The following is a 22,371-nucleotide window of genomic DNA, read 5'->3' as shown; positions in this document are numbered from 1 at the left end:
CCCGGTCGACGTTCGTCATCCGGTCACTTTGCCGACGCGTCGAGCGCGCGGAGCACATCGGCCACGAGGTCCTCGGGATCCTCCGCGCCGACCGACAGCCGGATGAAGCCCTCCGCGACGGCGTCCCCGCCCCAGCGGCCGCGCCGCTCGGCCGTGGAGCGCACGCCGCCGAAGCTCGTCGCGTCGTCCACGAGCCGCACCGCGTCGAGAAAACGCTCGGCACGCTCGCGCGTGGGCAGCGTGAAGGAGACCACGCAGCCATAGCGCAGCATCTGCCGCGAGGCCGTCCTGTGCGCGGGATCGTCGGGCAGCCCGGGATGGCGCAGCCCGCTCACCTCGGGCCGCTCCCGCAGGGCCTGGGCGAGTACGAGGGCGGTGGCGTTCTGCCGGTCCACCCGCAACTGGAGCGTGGCGAGGGACCGGTGCGCGAGCCACGCCTCCATAGGCCCGGCGATCGCCCCGACGATCTTGCGCCAGCGCCGTACGGCGGCCATGGCCTCGGCGTCGCGACCGGTGACGTATCCCAGGAGGACGTCCCCGTGCCCGGTGAGCTGCTTGGTGCCGCTGGCCACGGAGAAGTCGGCGCCCAGCGCCAGAGGGCGCTGCCCGAGCGGCGTCGCGAGCGTGTTGTCGACGGCGACCAGGGCGCCACCCGCGTGAGCCGCCTCGACGAGCCGCCTGATGTCGCAGACGTCGAGTCCGGGGTTCGACGGCGACTCGATCCACAGCAGTTTCGCCCCGTCGAGCACCTGGAGCTGGGCGTCGCCACCGGTCGGCGCGGTGCGCACCTCGATGCCGAACGCCTCCAGCTGGGCGCGCAGCAGGGGCAGCACCTGGTAGCCGTCGGAGGGCAGCACGACCGCGTCACCGGCGCGCAGCTGCGAGAACAGGACGGAGGCGATGGCAGCCACCCCGGAGGCGAACACCAGCGTCTCGACGCCGTCCTGGCCGGGCGCCTCCAGCTCGCCGATGGCGCGCTCCAGCAGGGTCCAGGTGGGGTTGTCGTCGCGGCCGTACGCGTACGGCCCCGTCACCTCGCCCGGGAGGTGGAAGTGGGCCGCGAACACCGGCCCGGGCAGGGTCGGCTCGTGCTTGACCGGCTCGGGCAGCCCGGCACGCACCGCGCGGGTGCCGTCGCCGATGCCCGGGAGGGAGCCGCTCTCCGTGCCCCTGCCCGCGTCGTCTTCCGCGGCCCAGTCGCTCATGCCGCCCGTCCCTCCAGGTGCTCGCGCACGGCGGCGAGCAGTCCCTCGCTCGCCGCCTCCACCATCTCAAGGCACTCCTGGAAGCCGTCCAGGCCGCCGTAGTACGGATCCGGTACGTCGAGGTCGTCGGCCGCCGTGGGGTCGTACGAGCGCAGCAGCCGCACCTTCCGCGCGTCCTCCTCCGTCGGCGCCAGGCGACGCAGCGCCTTGAGGTGGCCGGAGTCGAGGGCGACCACCAGGTCACGGCCGGCGAACCAGGACGCCTGGAACTGCCGTGCCGTGTGGTCGCCGCTGTATCCGTGCTCCTCCAGGACGGCCACGGTGCGCGGATCGGCGCCGTCGCCCTCGTGCCAGCCGCCGGTACCGGCGCTGTCGACCTCGACCAGGTCCTCCAGGCCCGCCTCCGCCACACGCGCGCGGAGGACGGACTCGGCCATCGGGGAGCGGCAGATGTTGCCGGTACAGACGAAGCAGACGCGGTAGGCCATCGGGTGCTCAGTCCTCGTCGGGCAGGACGACGTTCAGTGCCCAGGACACGATCGAGATGATCAGGCCACCGACGACCGCGGTCCAGAAGCCCTCGACATGGAAGCTCAGATCGAGCTTGCCGCACACCCACGAGGTCAGCAGCAGCATCAGGGCGTTGACCACCAGGGTGATCAGGCCGAGAGTGAGGATGAACAGCGGGAAGGTCAGCACCTTCACGACCGGCTTGACCAGCCAGTTCACCACGCCGAAGATCACGGCGACGATTATCAGCGTGCCGATCTTCTTGCCCGTGCTGTCACCCGTCAGGGTGATCTTGTCCAGCAGCCATACGGCGACCGCCAGGGCGCCCGCGTTGGCGATCGTCTTGACTACGAAATTCTTCATGTGTCTGATCGTGGCAGACGAGACGGTCGACGAGCAGTGGGGCGAGGGCGGCAAGTGCGATGAAGTCATTCCGGCTGGACGAACTGGAGGCGGAGCGAGCCGCCAATGAGGGTGCTTACCTGCAGTTTCTGCGCGAGCGGAACATGTCGGTCGGCCTCTACGCCCTGAACGCGGGTGAGCACGACCCGCAGACGCCCCACAACCAGGACGAGGTGTACTTCGTCGTGAGCGGCCGCGCCGCGATCACGGTGGGCCTGGAGACCACCCAGGTCGCGCGGGGCAGCGTGGTGTACGTGCCGGCCGGGGTCGCCCACAAGTTCCACCACATCAGCGAGGACCTGAGGGTCCTGGTGATCTTCTCTCCGCCCGAAGCCTGACCCCGTCCCTCAGGGTTCCCTAGGGGAACGGTCAGGGGAGGACAAGGGATGCGGAGCCCCCGCCGGGCCCCTGGCGGCCCTAGCATCGAGTGCAGGACATCGAAACCGTTCGAGAACGCACGAGAAAGCAGAGGACGAGGGCGATGCGAGAGATCTTCGCGGGACTGCCGTGGTGGGTGAAGTGGGTCGCGGTGCCGGTCATCGCCCTGGTCGTGTTCGGCAGCCTGATAGCCACGGTGGTCGGCTTCGTGATCGGCCTGCTCTTCAAGGCGCTGATCTTCGTGGCCCTGGTCGGCGGACTGGTGTACGTCGTGCGGAAGTTCATGTCGAACTCGTCGTCGCGCAGCGACTGGTGAGAGTCGTGGGAAACCGGTGGCGGTAACAGGAATCACCGGTTCCCTCGCGCGAGGGAAGTTTTCCGGGCACGCCGCCGGACCGCGGCGGCAGGCCGTTAAAGTCCGGAATTCGCCGCGGGGTTCAGCCCCGCGGGCGGCGTACACCCCCACCCGTGCTCTTTCGCACGGGCTGCCCCCTCGCGCTTCGGGAGTGACCCTTGGCCACGGCTGACACGGCACCCGCAGTACCGCACGCACCTCCCCCGCAGCCGCGCTCCGCCCCACGCCCCGTGCGGCGGCCGCCCTCCGCGGCGGTCCCCGAACAGCCGAACTCGGCGACCCTCATCGGATCCGTGCAGCGCGCGATGCGCCTGCTGGAATCGGTCGCCGAGCACGAGCACGGCGCTCCCGCCAAGCAGCTGGCCCGCGAGACGGGCCTCGCCCTCCCGACGGCCTACCACCTGCTGCGGACCCTGGTGCACGAGGGCTATCTCCGTCGGGACAAGGGCCTGTTCTTCCTCGGTGAGGCAACCGAGCGGCTGGGCAGCAGCGGCGCGGAGCAGAAACGTCGCGGCACCGTCGCCGACGCGCTCGCCCAGTGGCGTGATTCGATCGGTGCGCCCGTCTACTACGCGATGTACCGCGAAGGCGAGATCGAGGTCGTCTGCGTCTCCGACTCGCCGGGCAGTCCGGCGGTCGAGGAGTGGGCCGACTTCCGCGAGACCGCGCACGCACACGCGATCGGGCAGTGCCTGCTGTCCCAGCTGGACGAGGACGCCCGCCGCGACCACCTCGCCCGCTATCCCGTGCAGCCCCTCACCCCGTACACGGTTCGTGACGGACACGCCCTGCTGCGGCGCCTGCAGCGGATGCGGCGGATGGAGCCCGTGACGGAGCGGCAGGAATACGCGCTGGGTACGGTCTGCGCAGCGATCCCGATCACCATGGGCACCGTCGCGGCCACCGTGGCCATCTCCCTGCCCTCCCACCAGGCCGACCGGCTGCTGCCCGCGGCCCAGCGGCTGCAGACCGAGATCGGGGCGCATCTGGGGTCACTGGCGTTCTCTATCAGTATCTGAAAACTCACTCCTTGTGATCTCTCGTGTACTTTCAGCAAGATTTGACCAGTGTCACAGGGATCATTCCCGGCCAGTCGGTGTCATATGACGGGGTAGGCGATGCGCGAGTCCGTACAGGCAGAGGTCATGATGAGCTTTCTCGTCTCCGAGGAGCTCTCCTTCCGCATTCCGGTGGAATTGCGCTACGAGACCTGTGATCCCTATGCCGTACGGCTGACCTTCCATCTCCCCGGAGACGCACCGGTGACCTGGGTGTTCGGGCGCGAGCTGCTGATCGACGGGGTGGGGCGGGCGTGCGGGGACGGCGATGTGCACATCGCGCCCACCGACCCCGACTCGCTGGGCGAGGTGCTGATCAGGCTTCAGGTGGGCGGCGACCAGGCGCTGTTCCGCTCCTCCACGCCACCACTCGTGGCCTTCCTGGACCGTACGGACAAGCTGGTGCCGCTCGGCCAGGAAGGGGCGCTCGCCGATTTCGACGCCCATCTCGACGAGGCGCTGTGCCGCATCCTGGCCGAGGAGCAGAGCGCCGGCTGAGACGGGGCGGCAGTGAGCGCGGGGCGCCCCGCAGGATCGCCGAGGACCGTGCAGTAACGCTTCTCCTCGCGGCCCGTCAGGTCGGCCGAGGTCACTTCTTCCGGCGCCGGCCCCTGCCGCCCCGTGCGGCCGCCGGCTGGGCCTCCAGGGGCCTTGCCGGCTCCTGCCCCGGCCGGTCGGCCGACACCACGAGCGCGGCCAGCGCCGTGGTGACCGGGACAGAGGCCACCAGGCCGATCGAGCCCACCAGCGTCCGCACGATCTCCTCCGCCACCAGCTCGCTGTTCGCGACCGCCCCCACGCTGCTCTGCGCGATCGAGAAGAGCAGCAGCAGCGGCAACGCGGCACCGGCATAGGCGAGGACGAGGGTGTTCACGACCGAGGCGATGTGATCACGGCCGATGCGGATGCCCGCCCGGTACAGCCCGCGCCAGCCCATGGTCGGATTGGCCTCGTGCAGCTCCCAGACGGCGGAGGTCTGAGTGACGGTCACGTCGTCCAGGACGCCGAGCGAACCGATGATGACGCCGGCCAGCAGCAGACCGCTCATGTCGATCGACGGGTACAGCCCGTGGATGAGGCCGGTGTTGTCGTCCGTGTTGCCCGTCAGCGCGGCCCAGTCGATGAACTCCGAGCCGAGGATGCCGATCAGCAGGAGCGAGACCAGGGTGCCGAGCACCGCGACCGACGTCCGGGCCGACAGCCCGTGACAGGTGTAGAGCGCGATCAGCATGATGGCGCTCGACCCCACGACGGCCACCAGCAGCGGATTCGAGCCCTGCAGGATCGCGGGCAGGATGAAGAGCGTCAGCACCATGAAGCTGACGGCCAGCGCGACCAGCGCCATGACGCCGCGCAACCGGCCCACCGCCACGACGGCGAGCGCGAAGATGCCGGCGAGCAGCGCCATCGGGAACTTGCGGTTCACGTCGGCGACCGAGTACTGCAGGTCCTTCGGCGCCGAAGGCTCGTACGCGACCACGACCTTCTCGCCCTCGTGCAACTGCCGTGACTGGTCGGGCTGCACGATCTCCGTGAACGTACGGCCCTGGTCCTTGCCGGTGTCGACCCGGACCGTGGCCTTCTTGCAGGTGCCGCCCGCCTCCTGCTGTGCGGAGTTGCCCTCGGCGGTGGAGGTGTCGCCGGTCGGGGTTTCCCCCGAGGAGTTCACCGACTTGCAGCTCACCTCGACGACCCGGGTCACCGTGGCCTGCTGGGTCTGCCGGTCGAAGCCCACCCCGGTGCGCTTGTGCGACGGGGCTCCGCCGGGCCAGAGCACCATGAGCCCGACCACCACCGCCACCGTGAACGGGATCAGGATGGCCGCGATGACCTTGCGCAGGTGCTTGGAGACCGGCGCGGCGGGTCCATGGCTGTGACTGTGCGAGTGGCCGTGGCCGCCGCCGGATCCGGAGCCCTGACTGTGCCCGTGGTCCGGTCCGTGGCCGTATTCATGGTCGTGGCCGTCACCGGCGCCGCGGGCATCCCGGCCGCGTCCGCCGCCCTGGCCGGAGCCGGGCCGGCGCGGCGGCTCGGGCGGCGGATACGGGTACTGCTGTGTCGTGGTCACCGCCCGATCATCGCAAGAACGGCAGGGGCCCTCTGTTCACCGCGCCCGAATTGACGCTAGCGTGGAGGCACCTTTGCACACGCGGGAGCTCGGAGCACCGGGCTGAGAGGACGCTGACCTCCGTATTCGCGCTGTTTCACGTGGAACGAGTGATGTTTCACATGAAACACCGGCACACGGAATCCGCTGCGTCGACCGCCGAACCTGTTACCGGGTAATGCCGGCGTAGGGAGTAGGTCTCATGACCATCAAGGACGCACGCACGCCTGCCTCCACGCAGAACGCGACCACCGCGAACGACGGGGAGGCCGGGAAGTCCATCGGCTGGCACAAGGCGTACGTCGAGGGTTCGCGCCCCGACCTGCGCGTGCCGGTTCGTCAGGTGCACCTCACCAACGGGCAGTCGGTCACGTTGTACGACACCTCCGGCCCATACACCGATCCACTCGTCGAGACCGATGTCCGCAGGGGCCTGCCGCCGCTGCGGGAGAACTGGATCATCGCCCGCGGCGACACCGAGGAGTACGCGGGCCGTCCCGTCCGTCCCGAGGACGACGGGATCAAGCACACCTCGCCCCGTGGCGGCCTGCGCAACCTCGACGCGGTCTTCCCGGGCCGGCCGCGCCAGCCGCGCCGCGGCCGCGACGGCGTGGCCGTCACGCAGCTGGCCTACGCCCGCCGGGGCGAGATCACGCCCGAGATGGAGTACGTGGCCGTCCGCGAGAACGTCTCTTCCGAGGTGGTCCGCGAGGAGATCGCGGCGGGTCGGGCCGTGCTGCCGGCCAACGTCAACCACCCGGAGATCGAGCCGATGATCATCGGCAAGCGGTTCCTGGTGAAGGTCAACGCCAACATCGGCAACTCCGCGGTGACGTCCTCCATCGAGGAGGAGGTCGAGAAGATGACCTGGGCGACCCGCTGGGGCGCCGACACGGTCATGGACCTGTCCACCGGCCGCAACATCCACACCACTCGCGAGTGGGTGCTGCGCAACTCCCCCGTCCCCATCGGCACGGTGCCGCTCTACCAGGCCCTGGAGAAGGTCGACGGCAGGGCCGAGGAACTGACCTGGGAGATCTACAAGGACACGGTCATCGAGCAGGCCGAGCAGGGCGTGGACTACATGACCGTCCACGCGGGAGTACGTCTCCCGTATGTCCCGCTCACCGCGAACCGCAAGACCGGCATCGTCTCCCGCGGCGGCTCGATCATGGCGGCGTGGTGCCTCGCGCACCACAAGGAGTCGTTCCTGTACGAGAACTTCGAGGAGCTCTGCGAGATCCTCGCCGCGTACGACGTCACGTACTCGCTGGGCGACGGCCTGCGCCCGGGGTCGATCGCGGACGCCAACGACGAGGCGCAGTTCGCGGAGTTGCGCACGCTCGGGGAACTCAACCGGATCGCGAAGCGTTTCAATGTTCAGACCATGATCGAGGGCCCGGGCCATGTCCCGATGCACAAGATCAAGGAGAACATCGACCTTCAGCAGGAGATCTGCGATGAAGCTCCGTTCTATACGCTCGGCCCGCTGACGACGGACGTCGCGCCGGCGTACGACCACATCACCTCCGGCATCGGTGCCGCGATGATCGCCTGGTGGGGCACAGCCATGCTCTGCTACGTCACGCCCAAGGAGCACTTGGGCCTGCCCAACCGTGACGACGTCAAGACCGGCGTCATCACCTACAAGATCGCCGCCCACGCAGCCGACCTCGCCAAGGGGCACCCAGGTGCGCAGGAGTGGGACGACGCGCTGTCGGACGCCCGCTTCGAGTTCCGGTGGGAGGACCAGTTCAACCTCGCCCTGGACCCGGACACGGCACGGGAGTTCCACGACGAGACACTCCCGGCGGAGCCTGCCAAGACGGCCCACTTCTGCTCGATGTGCGGGCCGAAGTTCTGCTCCATGAAGATCTCCCAGGACATCCGTCGTGAACACGGTGGCAGCCGGGGGGAGATCGAGGAGGGCATGGCTCAGAAGTCGAAGGAGTTCGCTGCGGCGGGCAACCGGGTGTACCTGCCCATCGCGGACTGAGCCGGGCCCCCGCGCACGAGCGGTACTCGACGACGGTCGGCCGGGGCGGAGGTCGGTTGCCCGACCTGCGCCCCCGGTGGGGGCGCAAGCCGGGGGGTTATTCCGGCAGGTGCTCCGGGCCTCCGAAGTCCGGACTCGTGTAGTCCGGGCTGCTGAAGCTCGGGCGCGGGCCCGCGGTGGTGCCGTCGTCGGGGCTGCTGAAGCCCGGACGGCCGTAGCCGAGGCGCGGCATGCGGCTGGTCGGCGTCGGCGGGGCCGTTTGCTGCAGTGCGGTCGTGCCCGGGTCGGCGAGCGCGTCCCGCAGGAACGGCATGATGCCGCGCTCCAGTAGCGCATCCCGCCAGGCTTCCCTGGCCCGGCTCACTTCCGCGTTCGCCGCGCCGTAGGCTCCGGCCTCCAGCGAGGGGCTATTGCGCAGGGCGGTGAGCAGCAGCCCCACGGCGGCGATGAGGGTCGCGGCGGCGGCCACGGCGCCGAAGACCCAGCCGGCGGTCAGCATCGTCTGGGCGAAGGCCGGCGCGGGGTCGATCATCTTCAATATGTAGCCGACGAGCAGGAAGATCGCCGCGGCGGTTCCGGCAAGGACGGGAGCGAGGACCGCGACGATGGCGACGGCGCCCGCGCCGGCGGTCTCGGCGGCCTCGCCGAGGGAGGTGGCGAGCCCCATCGCGCCCGAGCCCGGCTCACCGGAGCCGGGGGCGCGGGTCGAGGACGGGGTGGACGGCGCCGGTTGGCGCAGTTCCTCGCGAACCTTCACGTAATGCTGGTACTCGGTCGCCGCGGCCGCCGTGATGAGTGCGGTGGCGTTGAGCGCCATGGTGCGCAGCTGTTCGGGATTGAGCCGCTGTCCCATAGCGGCCAGTTCCGGCCGGTTTGGTGCGGAGCGCAGCGCCTCATCGAGGATCCGCTCGTACTCTTGGCGGTCCTCGCTGTGCAGGTGCTGCGGAACGCTGTTCATGTGCATCCCCCGATGCTCCGTAGGGCTTGGGGCTCGCACGCCGGCGAGCCGTCGGGCAGAAACGGAGGGGAGCCTGCTACGGATAAGCCGATGGTAGAGCCGCGACGGCACGCGGTGACAGGGGGTTGCCGGAAATTGGGTGCTGGCCTGCGCGTACGCCGTCGTGAGACCCCTGCCCGTTGAACGCTCAGATATCCAGGGGCAGTTGCTGGACCAGCAGTTTTCCGGCCATGGTCACTCCGCCGTCCATCGCGATGGCGAGCCCGTCGGCGTAGACGTGCGGTCCCTCGACCAGGGGGCCGCTGCCCTCCTCGTCGTCCTCGGAGCCGACCTCGCCCAGGAGGTACGGGATGGGGCTGTGACCGTGAACGATGCGCGTGCCGCCGTACGTGTCGAGGAGGGAGCGCACGGCGTCGGCTCCGCCCTCGTCGCGGAAGGAGAAGCGTTTGGTGAACTTGCGGAACAGATCCCAGACCTCGTCCGCGTCGTTGCGGGTGATGGTCTCGCGGACGGTGTCGTTGACCGCCTCGATCGAGTCGCCGTAGTCGAGGTAGGCCGTGGTGTCGGAGTGCACGAGCAGATAGCCGTCGACCTCCTCGACGGCGTCCAGGCGGGCCATCCACTGGAGGTGGTGGTCCTGGAGGCGGTCCATGTCGGTCTTCTGGCCGCCGTTGAGCAGCCAGGCGGCCTGGAAGGTCGCGGTGCCCGCACCGGAGTTGACGGGGGTGTCGCCGAACCGCTTGGCACCGAGCAGCAGCAGCTCGTGGTTGCCCATGAGCGCCTTGCAGTAGCCGCCGGCCGCGGCGGCCTCGGCGGACAGCCGCATCACGAGCTCGATGACGCCGATGCCGTCCGGGCCGCGGTCGGTGAAGTCGCCGAGGAACCACAGCCGGGTGGTGCCCGCGCACCACTGGCCCTCCGAGTCGATCAGACCCTTCTCCTGGAGGGCGGCGATCAGTTCGTCGACATAGCCGTGCACGTCCCCGACGACGTACAGCGGGCCCGGCCCGGTGACGGGCTGCGGGGCCGCGGCGGCGGCAGGCTCGACCGGGACCTGAAGCGTGTCACCCCGATTGATGACGGGCAGGTCGCGCTGGGTGGGCGTGTACCCCTCCGGGTAGCCCTCCTCGACGGGGGCGACGGTGTCGCCGGGGTGCGTGTTCTGGCCGTACGGACCGGTCTCGTGGACGTAACCGGGTACCCGGAAGTCGCGCAACGTAGCCGTCCGCTCCACCTCGGGTCCCTGACCGGCCCCCTGAGTCATCCGACCCCTCCACCATCGCGCCGCAGCTGCACCGCTTCGGACTGCCTGGTCGCAGCGGCCCGCGGTGTCGTGGGCCCATCATAGGAATGCGGATCGCGCCATGTGATGACCCAGGGGTGGTGAATCAGAGCAAGACTCCAGTTCAACGCGGCTTTCGCCCCGTTTGGGCAGGGGTTTCGCGGCCTGATGACGGTCCGGTGACCATCTGACCGGTCGGCCGGACGGCCGATCCGCCCCTTCCCCTCCCGCGTGGCCCGCGCGCTACTTCTCCTCCGGAACCCGCGGCGGGCTGACCGTCGTGCGCGGCGGACGACGCTGCGAGGACGTGCGCACGATCAGTTCGGTCGGTATCACCTGCTCGACCGGGTGGTCCGAATCGACCCCCTCGATGGCGTCGATGAGGAGCTGGACCACCGCCGTGCCGATGCGGCGCGGCTTGAGGGAGAGCGTGGTGATGGGCGGCTCGGTGTTGGCGTACACCGTGGACTCGCTGCAGCACACCAGCAGCAGGTCGTCCGGGACGCGCAGCCCGTAGCGGCGGGCGGCGGCCAGCAGATCGGTGCCGTTGGGGTCGAACAGGCCGTAGACGGCGTCGGGACGGTCCGGGCGGGCCAGCAGTCGGTCGGCGGCTACGGCGCCCGCGCACGGGTCGTGCGCCGGGTAGGCCTCGTACACCGGGTCCTGGCCGACCCGTTCGCACCAGCGCAGGTACGCCGTGGTCGACAGATGGGTGTACGTGTCCGTCGTCGTCCCGGTGAGCAGGCCGATGCGGCGGGCGCCCGCGTCGGCGAGGTGGTCCAGGATGCCGAGGACGGCCGCCTCGTGGTCGTTGTCGACCCAGGCCGTGACGGGGAGCGAGCCGGCCGGGCGGCCGTCGGAGACGACCGGGAGGCCCTGCCGGACCAGTTCGCTGACCACCGGGTCCTGGTCGGACGGGTCGATGACCACCGTGCCGTCCAGGGCCACGTTGGACCACACGTCGTGGCGCGAGGTCGCGGGCAGGATGACGAGGGCGTAGCCGCGGGCCAGCGCGGCGGAGGTGGCGGCCCGGGCCATCTCGGCGAAGTACGCGAACTCCGTGAAGGTGAAAGGTTCATCCCCGTACGTCGTCACGGTCAGGCCGATGAGTCCCGACTTCCCCGTGCGGAGGGTGCGGGCGGCGGCCGAGGGGCGATACCCCAGCCGGTCGGCGACCTCACGGACATGGCGCCGGGTGGCGTCCGGGAGCCGGCCCTTGCCGTTGAGGGCGTCGGAGACGGTCGTGATGGAGACCCCGGCGGCGGCGGCCACGTCTCTGATGCCCGCCCGACCCGGCCGGCTGCCTCGACGTGAGGTTTCCGCGCGGCTCACCTGGTGCTTCCCTGCTGCTGTCATGGCGAGCCGATAGTAGGGCTCATGCGGTGGGGTAGTGCGGACGCATATGCACGCGTTGACAGGCACGTTTCTGCATGGTCAAAAAGGGTCAACTGCCTTAGAAAGAAAGTCAGTTGAACGCTCCAATGGCAAGACGTGACTTGTCGGCACGCATGGGCCTGCCAACTGTCCGATGTCTCGAAGAGGTCTCAACTCACCTTCACGGGTGATGCGCGCCAGGGCGTGAGCCACCGGCGCGTAGATATATGTGCGACGCGCCCCCCGATTGATACGGCTTCGTGGGGTGATGCCCGTGATGCCGGTGGGACATATGAGGTTTGCGTCTCACTTTTCTCGGCGCTCCTCACCTGTACGCACGCGCGCCGAATCCTCATAAGGTGAGCAGTATTGGAAGCCGGCGGCGCTGACGGTCCGCCGGTGGTCGCGAGGAGGACTGCGGTGAGCGAGACGAGCCCCAAGCTGCGCGCCGAGCTGGAGGGTATCCCCACCTACAAGCCGGGCAAGCCCGCCGCGGCCGACGGCCCGGTGGCCTACAAGCTGTCCTCCAACGAGAACCCGTATCCGCCGCTGCCCGGGGTCATGGAGAGCGTGACCGCCAGTGCCGCGTCCTTCAACCGCTACCCGGACATGGCGTGCACCGGGCTGATGAACGAGCTGTCGGAGCGCTTCGGCGTCCCGGTCTCCCACCTGTCCACCGGCACCGGCTCCGTCGGCGTGGCCCAGCAGCTCGTCCAGGCCACCAGCGGCCCCGGCGACGAGGTCATCTACGCCTGGCGGTCCTTCGAGGCGTACCCGATCATCACCCAGATCAGTGGCGCGCGATCGGTGCGGGTGCCGCTCACCCCGGGCGATGTGCACGACCTGGACGCGATGGCCGACGCGATCACCGACCGGACCCGGCTGATCTTCGTCTGCAACCCCAACAACCCGACCGGCACCGTCGTACGACGGGCCGAGCTGGAACGGTTCCTCGACCGGGTGCCGCGCGATGTCCTGGTGGTGCTGGACGAGGCCTACCGGGAGTTCATCCGCGACCCCGAGGTGCCGGACGGCGTGGAGCTCTACCGCAACCGGCCGAACGTCTGCGTCCTGCGCACGTTCTCGAAGGCGTACGGCCTGGCCGGGCTGCGCGTCGGCTTCGCGATCGGGCACGAGCCGGTGGCGGCGGCGCTGCGCAAGACGGCGGTGCCGTTCGGCGTGAGCCAGATCGCGCAGGAGGCGGCCATCGCCTCGCTGCGTGCCGAGGACGAGCTGCTCGGCCGGGTCGGCTCGCTGGTGTGCGAGCGCAATCGCGTGGTCGACGGGCTGCGCGCCCAGGGCTGGACGGTGCCCGAGACCCAGGCCAACTTCGTCTGGCTGCGGCTGGGGGAGCGCACGGCCGCCTTCGCGGAGGCCTGTGAGCGGCACGGGGTCGTGGTCCGGCCGTTCCCCGGCGAGGGTGTGCGGGTGACGATCGGCGAGAACGAGGCGAACGACATCTTCCTGAAGGTCTCCGAGGGGTTCCGCAAGGAGTTCTGACGGGGCCTCGGCTCGTGGCCGAGTGAGCCCTGCTCGGCCACGAGTTCCACCCGTACGGGGTCGCGGTCGCGAACCGTCGCCAGGAGACGGGCGTCGCCGTCGGCGCAGAAGACCACCGCGCCCGACGCGACGACCGGCCGGGCGTCCGTTTCACGTGGAACGGACCCACCTGTGTCGAAGTGGCTCCGTCGGCATGGGCCCCGGCTCCCACCTGCGGGGACCTGTCGGTCCGCATTAGGGACCCCCCGCCCCTCCAACGTCGAACGAGTATGCGTCATAATTGCTTGTGAATGTGAACGCGTTCACAAGCGTGTCCCGATTGCTCCAGTGATGCGTGCGACAAAAGGGGCAAACTGCCGCCGATCCCAGGCGGAGTAAGGAGACTGGCGACGTGGAGTTGGCTTTGGCGCCGGAGACACTGGCGCGCTGGCAGTTCGGCATCACCACCGTCTACCACTTCCTGTTCGTGCCCCTGACGATCTCGTTGGCCGCCCTCACGGCCGGTCTGCAGACGGCATGGGTGCGCACGGAGAACGAGAAGTACCTCAGAGCGACCAAGTTCTGGGGCAAGCTCTTCCTGATCAACATCGCGATGGGTGTCGTCACCGGCATCGTGCAGGAGTTCCAGTTCGGCATGAACTGGTCGGACTACTCGCGCTTCGTCGGCGACATCTTCGGCGCTCCCCTCGCCTTCGAGGCGCTGATCGCCTTCTTCTTCGAGTCCACCTTCATCGGCCTGTGGATCTTCGGCTGGGACAAGCTGCCGAAGAAGATCCACCTCGCCTGCATCTGGATGGTCTCGATCGGCACGATCCTGTCGGCGTACTTCATCCTCGCGGCCAACTCGTGGATGCAGCACCCCGTCGGCTACAAGATCGACAAGGTCAGGGGCCGTGCGCAGCTCACCGACTTCTGGGCGGTACTGACCCAGAACACCGCGCTCAGCCAGGTCTTCCACACCCTGTCGGCGGCGTTTCTGACCGGTGGCGCGTTCATGGTCGGCATCGCCGCCTACCACCTGGCCCGCAAGAAGCACGTCCGCGAGATGAAGACCTCGCTGCGGCTCGGCCTGGTGACCGTGGTCATCGCCGGCCTGCTCACGGCGGTCAGCGGTGACGTCCTCGGCAAGGTCATGTTCAAGCAGCAGCCGATGAAGATGGCCGCCGCCGAGGCCCTGTGGGACGGCGAGGACTCCGCGCCGTTCTCGATCTTCGCCTACGGCGACGTGGAGAAGGGCCACAACACCGTGGCCATCGAGATACCGGGCGTGCTGTCCTTCCTCGCCAACGACGACTTCACCTCGTACGTCCCCGGCATCAACGACGTCAACAAGGCCGAGCAGCAGAAGTTCGGGCCCGGCGACTACCGGCCCAACATCCCCGTCACGTTCTGGGGCTTCCGCTGGATGATCGGCTTCGGCATGTCGTCCTTCGCGCTCGGCCTGGCCGGACTGTGGCTGACCCGCAAGAGGTTCATGCTGCCGCAGCATCTGCGGGTCGGTGAGGACGAGGTGCCGCACCTGGTGCTGTTCAAGAACAAGGCGCTCAGCCCGAAGCTGACCACCTGGTACTGGCGCATCGCGATCTGGACCCTGGCCTTCCCGCTGATCGCCAACTCCTGGGGCTGGATCTTCACCGAGATGGGCCGCCAGCCGTGGGTCGTCTACGGCGTCCTGCAGACCCGGGACGCGGTCTCCCCCGGTGTCTCCCAGGGCGAGGTTCTCACCTCGATGATCGTCCTCACGGCGCTGTACGCCATCCTCGCCGTCGTCGAGATCAAGCTGCTGGTCAAGTACGTCAAGGCCGGCCCGCCCGAGCTCACGGAGGCCGACCTCAACCCGCCCACGAAGATCGGCGGCGACTCCCGTGACGCCGACAAGCCGATGGCCTTCTCGTACTAGGCTGAGGGAGCTGCACAGTCATGGAACTGCACGACGTCTGGTTCGTCCTGATCGCCGTCCTGTGGACCGGCTACTTCTTCCTGGAGGGCTTCGACTTCGGGGTCGGCATCCTCACCAAGCTGCTCGCCCGGGACCGGGCCGAGAAGCGGGTGCTGATCAACACCATCGGCCCCGTCTGGGACGGCAACGAGGTCTGGCTGCTCACGGCCGGCGGCGCGACCTTCGCGGCCTTCCCCGATTGGTACGCCACCCTCTTCTCCGGCTTCTACCTGCCTCTGCTGGTCATCCTGGTCTGCCTCATCGTCCGGGGTGTCGCCTTCGAGTACCGGGCGAAGCGGCCCGAGGAGAACTGGCAGCGCAACTGGGAGACCGCGATCTTCTGGAGCTCGCTGATCCCCTCGTTCCTGTGGGGTGTCGCCTTCGGCAACATCGTGCGGGGCGTGAAGATCGACCAGCACTTCGAGTACGTCGGTACCTTCTGGGACCTGCTCAACCCGTACGCGCTCCTCGGCGGTCTGGTGACGCTGACGCTGTTCACCTTCCACGGTGCGGTGTTCACCGCGCTCAAGACGGTCGGGGACATCCGGGAGCGGGCGCGGAAGCTGGCGACCCGGGTCGGCATCGTCACGGCGGCGGTGGCGGTGGTCTTCCTGCTCTGGACGCAGGTCGACAACGGTGACGCCAAGAGCCTGGTCGCCCTGGTCGTGGCCGTCGTCGCGCTGGTCGCCGCTCTCGTGGCGAACCAGGCGGGCCGCGAGGGCTGGTCGTTCGCCCTGTCCGGCATCACCATCGTGGCCGCAGTGGCGATGCTCTTCCTGTCGCTCTTCCCGAACGTCATGCCGTCGTCGCTCAACGAGCACTGGAGCCTCACCGTCACCAACGCCTCGTCGAGCCCGTACACCCTGAAGATCATGACCTGGTGCGCGGCGGTCGCCACGCCGCTCGTGCTGCTCTACCAGGGATGGACGTACTGGGTGTTCCGCAAGCGGATCGGCACACAGCACATCGCCGAACCCGCACACTGAGTCCGTCGGGGGGTGTGTTTCACGTGAAACGCACCCCCTGGACCGAAGGGCATGTTTCACGTGAAACCAATCGATCCGCGCCTTTTGCGGTACGCCCGCGCCACGCGCCGCTTCCTGGTGGCGGTCGTCGGTCTGGGGGCCGTCGGGGCAGTTCTGGTCATCGCCCAGGCGATGCTCATCGCCGATGTCGTGGTCGGGGCGTTCCAGCACGGCCAGTCGGTGGCTGAACTCCGCACTCCCCTGCTGCTGTTGGCCGCTGTGGCGGTGGGTCGATCGGTTGTCGCGTGGCTCACCGAACTCGCGGCCCATCGCGCGAGCGCGGCCGTGAAGTCGGAGCTGCGGGGGCGGCTGCTCGACCGGGCCACGGCGCTCGGGCCGGGCTGGCTGAGCGGGCAGCGGACCGGCTCGCTGGTCACCCTCGCCACCCGGGGCGTGGACGCGCTCGACGACTACTTCTCGCGCTATCTGCCGCAGTTGGGGCTCGCGGTGGTCGTGCCGGTCGCCGTGCTCGCGCGGATCGTCACCGAGGACTGGGTGTCGACGGCGATCATCGTCGGGACGCTGCCGCTCATCCCGTTGTTCATGGTGCTGATCGGCTGGGCCACCCAGTCCCGGATGGACCGTCAGTGGCGCTTGCTCTCCCGGCTGTCCGGGCACTTCCTCGACGTGGTCGCGGGCCTGCCCACGCTCAAGGTGTTCGGGCGGGCCAAGGCGCAGGCCGAGTCGATCCGGCGCATCACCGCCGAGTACCGACAGGCGACGATGCGGACTCTGCGGATCGCCTTCCTCTCCTCCTTCGCGCTGGAACTGCTCGCCACGCTGTCCGTCGCGCTCGTCGCGGTGACGATCGGAATGCGGCTCGTCCACGGGGACATGGACCTGTACATCGGGCTGGTCATCCTGGTGCTGGCGCCCGAGGCGTATCTGCCGCTGCGCCAGGTGGGGGCGCAGTACCACGCGGCGGCGGAGGGACTCGCGGCCGCAGAGGAGATCTTCGCCGTGCTGGAGACGCCGGTTACGCCCTCCGGCACCGACGCGGTGCCCGCGGGCGCGCCGGCCTTCGAGGGAGTGACGGTCCGGTACCCCGGGCGGTCGTCCGACGCCGTGACGGACGTCTCCTTCACCGTCGAGCCCGGCGAGACCGTGGCCCTGGTCGGGCCGAGCGGCGCGGGCAAGTCGACGCTGCTCAACGTCCTGCTGGGCTTCGTCCGGCCCACCGAGGGGCGGGTGCGGATCGGGGGAGTCGATCTCGCGGACATCGACCTGGAGCAGTGGCGCTCGCGGATCGCCTGGGTGCCGCAGCGCCCGCACCTGTACGCCGGGACGATCGCGGAGAACGTACGGCTCGCGCGACCCGAGGCGGACGACGGCGCCGTGCGGCGGGCGCTCGCCGACGCGGGGGCGCTGGAGTTCGTGGACGCGCTGCCCGAGGGTGCCGGGACCGTGCTCGGCGAGGACGGGGCCGGGCTCTCCGCCGGGCAGCGGCAACGGCTGGCACTGGCGCGGGCGTTCCTCGCCGACCGGCCCGTGCTGCTGCTGGACGAGCCGACGGCCGCGCTGGACGCGGCGACCGAGTCGGAGGTCGTGGCGGCGGTCCGACGGCTCGCGGTGGGGCGGACGGTCCTGCTGGTGGTCCACCGGCCGGCGCTGCTGGGCGTCGCGGACCGCGTGGTGCGCCTCCAGGGGGCCTCTCCCGCCCCCACGGCCGTCTCCGGTGAACTTGCTGCTTCCCCCGCGTCCTTCGCGGCCGAGGGGCGCCTGGAGGCCGACGGGGATCTGAGCGTGGATGCGGCCGACGAGGCCGCGGGCGTCCCGACCGCGGCGGCGGACGGCGACGGTGTCCGGAGCAGCGGTGTGCCGGGTGCGGTGACCGGCGGCGGTGGCCGCGGCGGGACACGGCGGGGTGTTCTCGCCCGGGTGCGGGGCATGTCCGGCCCCCGGCGCGGGCGGCTCGTCCTCGCGCTGCTGCTCGGCAGTCTCGCGCTCGGCTCCGCCGTGGGGCTGATGGCCACCTCCGGGTGGCTCATCTCGCGGGCCGCGCAGCAGCCGCCCGTGCTGTATCTGATGGTGGCCGTGACGGCGACACGGGCCTTCGGGATCGGGCGTGCCGTGTTCCGGTACGCGGAGCGGCTGGTGTCGCACGACGCCGTGCTGCGGATGCTGGCCGACACCCGGGTCGCCGTGTACCGGCGGCTGGAGCGGCTGGCCCCCGCCGGGCTCCGTACGGCCCGCCGGGGCGACCTGCTCTCGCGGCTGGTGGCCGATGTGGACGCGCTGCAGGACTACTGGCTGCGCTGGCTGCTGCCGGCCGGGGTGGCGGTCACGGTCTCGGCCGCGTCCGTCGGTTTCGCGGCCTGGCTGCTGCCCGAGGCCGGGGCCGCGCTCGCGGCGGGTCTGCTCGCGGCCGGAGTGGGCGTGCCGCTGCTGACGGCCACCGTGGCCAGGCGCGCCGAGCGGCGCCTCGCGCCCGCCCGAGGAGTGCTCGCGACGCGGGTGACCGACCTGCTCACCGGCACCGCCGAGCTGACGGTCGCCGGCGCGCTGCCGGCTCGTACGCACGAAGCCCGGCGGGCCGACGGCACGCTCACCCGGATCGCCTCGCGCGCCGCCACCGCCACGGCGCTCGGCGACGGGCTCACCGCGCTGATCTCCGGACTGACCGTGGCGGCCGCCGCGCTCCTGGGCGTCCAGGGCGTCGCCGCGGGCCGGTTGAGCGGTGTCGCCCTGGCCGTGGTCGTCCTCACCCCGCTGGCCGCGTTCGAGGCCGTGCTCGGGCTGCCGCTCGCCGTGCGCTACCGGCAGCGCGTGCACCGGAGCGCCGAGCGCGTGTACGAGGTCCTGGACGCCCCCGAGCCCGTACGGGAACCGGAGCTGCCGCGGCAGGCACCGGCGTCGCCGTTCCCGGTCGTCCTGAAGGCACTCACCGCCCGGCACGCCGGTCAGCACCGGGCGGCACTGGCCGGGCTCGACCTGACGCTGGCGCGGGGGCGCCGCGTCGCCGTGGTCGGACCCTCCGGCTCCGGCAAGACGACGCTCGCCCAGGCGCTGCTGCGGTTCCTCGACCCCGAGGCCGGCTCCTACACGCTGGCCGGCGTGGACGCGTTCGCGCTGGACGGTGACGACGTGCGGCGGCTGGTCGGTCTGTGCGCGCAGGACGCGCACCTCTTCGACAGCTCCGTGCGCGAGAACCTGCTGCTCGCCAAGAAGGGCGCCACCGAGGCCGAGCTGCGCGACGCGCTCTCGCGGGCCCGGCTGCTCGACTGGGCGGACGGGCTGCCCGACGGGCTCGACACGCTCGTCGGCGAGCATGGAGCCCGGTTGTCCGGAGGACAGCGGCAGCGGCTGGCACTCGCCCGCGCGCTGCTCGCCGACTTCCCGGTCCTCGTGCTCGACGAGCCCGCCGAACACCTGGACCTGCCCACGGCCGACGCGCTCACCGCCGATCTGCTGGCCGCCACCGAGGGCCGTACGACACTGCTCATCACGCACCGGCTCGCCGGGCTCGACGCCGTGGACGAGGTGATCGTGCTCGACGAGGGGCGGGTCGTGCAGCGGGGGCCGTACGCCGAACTGGCCGCAGTGGACGGGCCGCTGCGCGCGATGGCGCAGCGGGAGGCGGAGGCGGAGCAACTGGTCGCCGCCGGCTGACCCGTACGGCCCCGAGCGGGCCGCGGTGGGGGCGCCGGAACCGCCGACCGGGCGGGCGGACTACAGGCGGGCCGCCAGCAGCTGCTCGATGACGACCGCCACGCCGTCCTCGTTGTTGGCCACCGTCCGTCCCGACGCGGCGGCGATCACGTCCGGGTGCGCGTTGCCCATCGCGTACGACTGGCCCGCCCAGGTCAGCATCTCGACGTCGTTGGGCATGTCCCCGAAGGCCACGACCTCCTCGTGCGAGATGCCGCGTTCGGCGCAGCACAGGGCCAGCGTGCTGGCCTTGGAGACGCCGGGGCCGCTGATCTCCAGCAGGGCGCTGGGGCTGGAGCGGGTGACGGTCGCGCGGTCGCCGATGGCGAGCCGGGCGAGGGTGAGGAAGGCGTCGGGGTCGAGATCGGGGTGGTAGGCGAGGATCTTGAGCACGGGCTCGCCGGCGCCCGGACCGTCGTCCGCGAGGAGTCGTTCCGCGGGGAGCAGGTGGTCGGGTATCTCCATGTGCAGCTTGGGATAGGCCGGTTCCTGGTGGAAGCCGTACGTCTGCTCGACCGCGTAGACCGTGCCGGGCGCCGCGCCGCGCAGCAGCCGTACGGCGTCCAGCGCGTTGTCCCGGGCCAGTTCGCGCACCTTCACGAACCGGTGGGCGCCGGGCCCGCCGTGCAGGTCCACCACGGCGGCGCCGTTGCCGCAGATCGCCAGGCCGTGACCGTGGACGTGGTCGCTGACGACGTCCATCCAGCGGGCCGGGCGGCCGGTGACGAAGAAGACCTCGATGCCCGCCTCCTCCGCGGCCGCCAGCGCGGCGACCGTTCGCGGGGAGACCGACTTGTCGTCGCGCAGCAGGGTGCCGTCCAGATCGGTGGCGATCAGTCGCGGCGGGACGGCGGGGGCCGGGGTCTCGAACGTTCGGGTCGCTGAGGTCACCGGGTCATTCTCGCGCATATGCCAGCACGCCCGTGCGGGAGACCGCACAGATGAGACACAGATGACGTGCGGCCTAAGACAGGGCGGCCGCGCGCCGATGTGTGGGGGTACGTGCGGGGGTCAACGCAGCTGCGCCGGAGCCTCCATGGCGATCTGCTCGAAGACCTTCTCGTCCGCGGCGAAGTCCGAGTCGGGGATCGGCCAGTGGATCACGAGCTCGGTGAAGCCCAGTTCCTGGTGGCGGCCCGCGAAGTCCACGAACGCGTCCAGGGACTCCAGCGGTCGGCCCCGGTCCGGGGTGAAGCCGGTGAGCAGGATCTTGTCGAGCTCGTTCACGTCCCGGCCGAGCGCGGCACAGGTCTCGGCGAGCTTCTCGGCCTGTCCGCGCAGCGCCTGGACCGACTGCTCCGGCGTGCCGTTCTCGTAGAGCCTGGGGTCGCCGGTGGTCACCCACGCCTGTCCGTGCCGCGCGGCGAGCCTGAGCCCGCGCGGGCCGGTGGCGGCCACCGCGAAGGGCAGCCGGGGGCGCTGCACGCAGCCCGGTATGTTGCGCGCCTCGTGCGCCGAGTAGTACGTGCCCTCGGACGACACGGAGTCCTCGGTCAGCAGCCGGTCCAGCAGCGGCACGAACTCCGCGAGCCGGTCGGCGCGCTCGCGCGGGGTCCAGGGGTCCTCGCCGCTCTTCAACAGGGCTGTGGAGTCGAAGCCGGTGCCGCCCGCGCCGATGCCCAGCGTGACGCGGCCGCCGGAGATGTCGTCGAGGGAGATCAGCTCCTTGGCGAGGGTCACCGGGTGGCGGAAGTTCGGCGAGGTCACGAGGGTGCCGAGGCGAAGCCGCTCGGTGGCGGCCGCGGCGGCGGTCAGCGTGGGGATCGCGCCGAACCACGGGCCGTCGCGGAAGCTGCGCCAGGACAGGTGGTCGTAGGTGTACGCGGTGTGGAAGCCGAGCTGCTCGGCGCGGATCCAGGCCGCACGGCCGCCTTCGTTCCAGCGGCGGTACGGGAGGATCACGGTGCTCAGGCGCAGACTCATGCGATCGAGACTAAGGGGAGGCCCCGGCATCGGGCGAAAACGGTCACCGTGCGCGGGCGCTCGGACACGGGGTGCGGTGGGTCGGCGGCCCGGATGCGGCACGGCGGCGTGCATGCGCCGGCACGGCGTGGTCGCGATCACACTCCGGGCAGGGTCAGCGCGGCTCGGGGAACCGCAGGTACCGGGGCGGTACGGCCTTCGTCAGCCACACTCCGTTCGCGCTGACGTGGAAGACGTGGCCGTCGCGGTGCATGGCACCGGCGTCGACGCAGAGGACGACGGGGCGGCCGCGGCGGGCGCCGACGCGGGTCGCGGTCTCGCGGTCGGCCGAGAGGTGCACGTCGTGCCGGCTCATGGGCCGCAGTCCCTCGGCGCGGATCGCGTCCAGACTGCGGGCCACGGTCCCGTGGTAGAGGTACGGCGGCGGGGTCGCCGGGGGCAGGCCGAGGTCGACCTCGACGCTGTGGCCCTGGCTGGCGCGGATCCGGGTGCCCTCGATCGCGAACCGCTTCTTGTCGTTGGCGGCCACCACGTGGTCGAGCTCGGCGCGCGTGAAGCGGAACCCGTGCGCGGCGGCCGCGGCCATCAGCGTGTCGATCTCCACCCAGCCGCCCTCGTCGAGGGTGAGGCCGATGCGTTCGGGTTGGTGGCGCAGGTGTTTCGAGAGGTACTTCGACACCGTCACGGTGCGTCTTTCGTTCATCCCGCCAG

Annotated in this window: 19 protein-coding genes; 9 read left to right on the top strand and 10 right to left on the bottom strand. The window is 70.5% G+C overall.

The annotated features are described in order from the left end of the window. Positions 1-23 precede the first annotated feature (23 nt). Genes ACWGKT_RS11895 through ACWGKT_RS11885 form a run of 3 tightly spaced genes read right to left on the bottom strand, consistent with a single transcriptional unit; the run spans position 24 to position 2,078 of the window. A complete protein-coding gene (locus ACWGKT_RS11895) occupies positions 24-1,205 on the bottom strand; it encodes a cystathionine gamma-lyase (RefSeq protein WP_453273461.1) in 1,182 nt (393 codons plus the stop codon). Next, positions 1,202-1,693, bottom strand: a complete 492-nt coding sequence (locus tag ACWGKT_RS11890; RefSeq protein ID WP_453273460.1) for a low molecular weight protein-tyrosine-phosphatase — start codon at positions 1,691-1,693, stop codon at positions 1,202-1,204. Before ACWGKT_RS11890 ends, ACWGKT_RS11895 begins: the two co-directional genes overlap by 4 nt. Before the next feature lie 7 nt (positions 1,694-1,700). After that, positions 1,701-2,078, bottom strand: coding sequence for a phage holin family protein (locus ACWGKT_RS11885; protein WP_453273459.1), 378 nt, complete (start codon positions 2,076-2,078; stop codon positions 1,701-1,703). A 59-nt stretch (positions 2,079-2,137) separates the two neighbouring features. Between ACWGKT_RS11885 and ACWGKT_RS11880 the strand changes: the two genes are divergently transcribed. The 4 genes from ACWGKT_RS11880 to ACWGKT_RS11865 all read left to right on the top strand — a co-directional run bounded on the left by ACWGKT_RS11880 (position 2,138) and on the right by ACWGKT_RS11865 (position 4,406). Then, positions 2,138-2,455: a cupin domain-containing protein gene (locus tag ACWGKT_RS11880; protein WP_235451715.1), complete on the top strand. Its 318-nt coding sequence runs from the start codon at positions 2,138-2,140 to the stop codon at positions 2,453-2,455. Positions 2,456-2,598: 143 nt separating this feature from the next. Continuing rightward, the gene (locus tag ACWGKT_RS11875; protein WP_235451714.1) at positions 2,599-2,811 is read left to right on the top strand and encodes a DUF5326 family protein; all 213 of its coding nucleotides are present in this window, start codon (positions 2,599-2,601) and stop codon (positions 2,809-2,811) included. 197 nt (positions 2,812-3,008) lie between these two features. Beyond that, complete coding sequence (locus ACWGKT_RS11870; RefSeq protein WP_356143631.1) at positions 3,009-3,869, top strand: IclR family transcriptional regulator; 861 nt, start codon at positions 3,009-3,011, stop codon at positions 3,867-3,869. A 99-nt stretch (positions 3,870-3,968) separates the two neighbouring features. Further along, positions 3,969-4,406 carry an SsgA family sporulation/cell division regulator gene (locus ACWGKT_RS11865; protein ID WP_453273458.1) on the top strand — a complete coding sequence of 146 codons (438 nt, stop codon included), beginning with the start codon at positions 3,969-3,971 and terminating at the stop codon, positions 4,404-4,406. Between the two features lie 91 nt (positions 4,407-4,497). On the opposite strand, the gene ACWGKT_RS11860 is transcribed toward ACWGKT_RS11865, so the two are convergent. Further along, positions 4,498-5,976, bottom strand: a complete 1,479-nt coding sequence (locus ACWGKT_RS11860) for a YibE/F family protein (RefSeq protein ID WP_453273457.1) — start codon at positions 5,974-5,976, stop codon at positions 4,498-4,500. Positions 5,977-6,217: 241 nt separating this feature from the next. Between ACWGKT_RS11860 and thiC the strand changes: the two genes are divergently transcribed. After that, complete coding sequence (thiC, locus tag ACWGKT_RS11855) at positions 6,218-8,011, top strand: phosphomethylpyrimidine synthase ThiC (RefSeq protein ID WP_453273456.1); 1,794 nt, start codon at positions 6,218-6,220, stop codon at positions 8,009-8,011. A gap of 97 nt (positions 8,012-8,108) precedes the next feature. On the opposite strand, the gene ACWGKT_RS11850 is transcribed toward thiC, so the two are convergent. The 3 genes from ACWGKT_RS11850 to ACWGKT_RS11840 form a co-directional block, all read right to left on the bottom strand. Beyond that, positions 8,109-8,975, bottom strand: coding sequence for a hypothetical protein (locus ACWGKT_RS11850; protein ID WP_453273455.1), 867 nt, complete (start codon positions 8,973-8,975; stop codon positions 8,109-8,111). A gap of 181 nt (positions 8,976-9,156) precedes the next feature. Then, on the bottom strand, positions 9,157-10,233 hold the full coding sequence (locus ACWGKT_RS11845) for a metallophosphoesterase (protein ID WP_453273454.1): 1,077 nt from the start codon (positions 10,231-10,233) through the stop codon (positions 9,157-9,159). Between the two features lie 261 nt (positions 10,234-10,494). After that, a complete protein-coding gene (locus tag ACWGKT_RS11840; protein WP_453273453.1) occupies positions 10,495-11,607 on the bottom strand; it encodes a LacI family DNA-binding transcriptional regulator in 1,113 nt (370 codons plus the stop codon). 438 nt (positions 11,608-12,045) lie between these two features. Here ACWGKT_RS11840 and hisC point away from each other — a divergent pair, with 438 nt between their 5' ends. The 4 genes from hisC to cydD all read left to right on the top strand — a co-directional run bounded on the left by hisC (position 12,046) and on the right by cydD (position 19,698). Next, entirely contained in the window at positions 12,046-13,125 is a 1,080-nt protein-coding gene (gene hisC / locus ACWGKT_RS11835) for a histidinol-phosphate transaminase (RefSeq protein WP_235451706.1), read from the top strand. 391 nt (positions 13,126-13,516) lie between these two features. Beyond that, positions 13,517-15,025, top strand: a complete 1,509-nt coding sequence (locus ACWGKT_RS11830; protein WP_356143617.1) for a cytochrome ubiquinol oxidase subunit I — start codon at positions 13,517-13,519, stop codon at positions 15,023-15,025. A 20-nt stretch (positions 15,026-15,045) separates the two neighbouring features. Then, entirely contained in the window at positions 15,046-16,050 is a 1,005-nt protein-coding gene (gene cydB / locus ACWGKT_RS11825) for a cytochrome d ubiquinol oxidase subunit II (RefSeq protein ID WP_453273452.1), read from the top strand. A 60-nt stretch (positions 16,051-16,110) separates the two neighbouring features. Next, the gene (gene cydD / locus ACWGKT_RS11820; protein WP_453273451.1) at positions 16,111-19,698 is read left to right on the top strand and encodes a thiol reductant ABC exporter subunit CydD; all 3,588 of its coding nucleotides are present in this window, start codon (positions 16,111-16,113) and stop codon (positions 19,696-19,698) included. 60 nt (positions 19,699-19,758) lie between these two features. On the opposite strand, the gene ACWGKT_RS11815 is transcribed toward cydD, so the two are convergent. From ACWGKT_RS11815 to ACWGKT_RS11805, 3 genes are all read right to left on the bottom strand, one after another. Next, positions 19,759-20,646 (bottom strand): Cof-type HAD-IIB family hydrolase, encoded by an 888-nt coding sequence (locus ACWGKT_RS11815; protein WP_453273450.1) that lies wholly within the window; start codon positions 20,644-20,646, stop codon positions 19,759-19,761. A gap of 102 nt (positions 20,647-20,748) precedes the next feature. After that, positions 20,749-21,660, bottom strand: a complete 912-nt coding sequence (locus tag ACWGKT_RS11810) for an LLM class flavin-dependent oxidoreductase (RefSeq protein WP_356143609.1) — start codon at positions 21,658-21,660, stop codon at positions 20,749-20,751. 154 nt (positions 21,661-21,814) lie between these two features. Then, a complete protein-coding gene (locus ACWGKT_RS11805) occupies positions 21,815-22,363 on the bottom strand; it encodes an RNA 2'-phosphotransferase (protein WP_356143607.1) in 549 nt (182 codons plus the stop codon). Between the last annotated feature and the right edge of the window lie 8 nt (positions 22,364-22,371).

This window comes from Streptomyces sp. NPDC054794 (genome assembly GCF_053611585.1).
The sequence above is the reverse complement of the archived record's forward strand: the minus strand, read 5'-3'. Positions and strand labels throughout refer to the sequence as shown.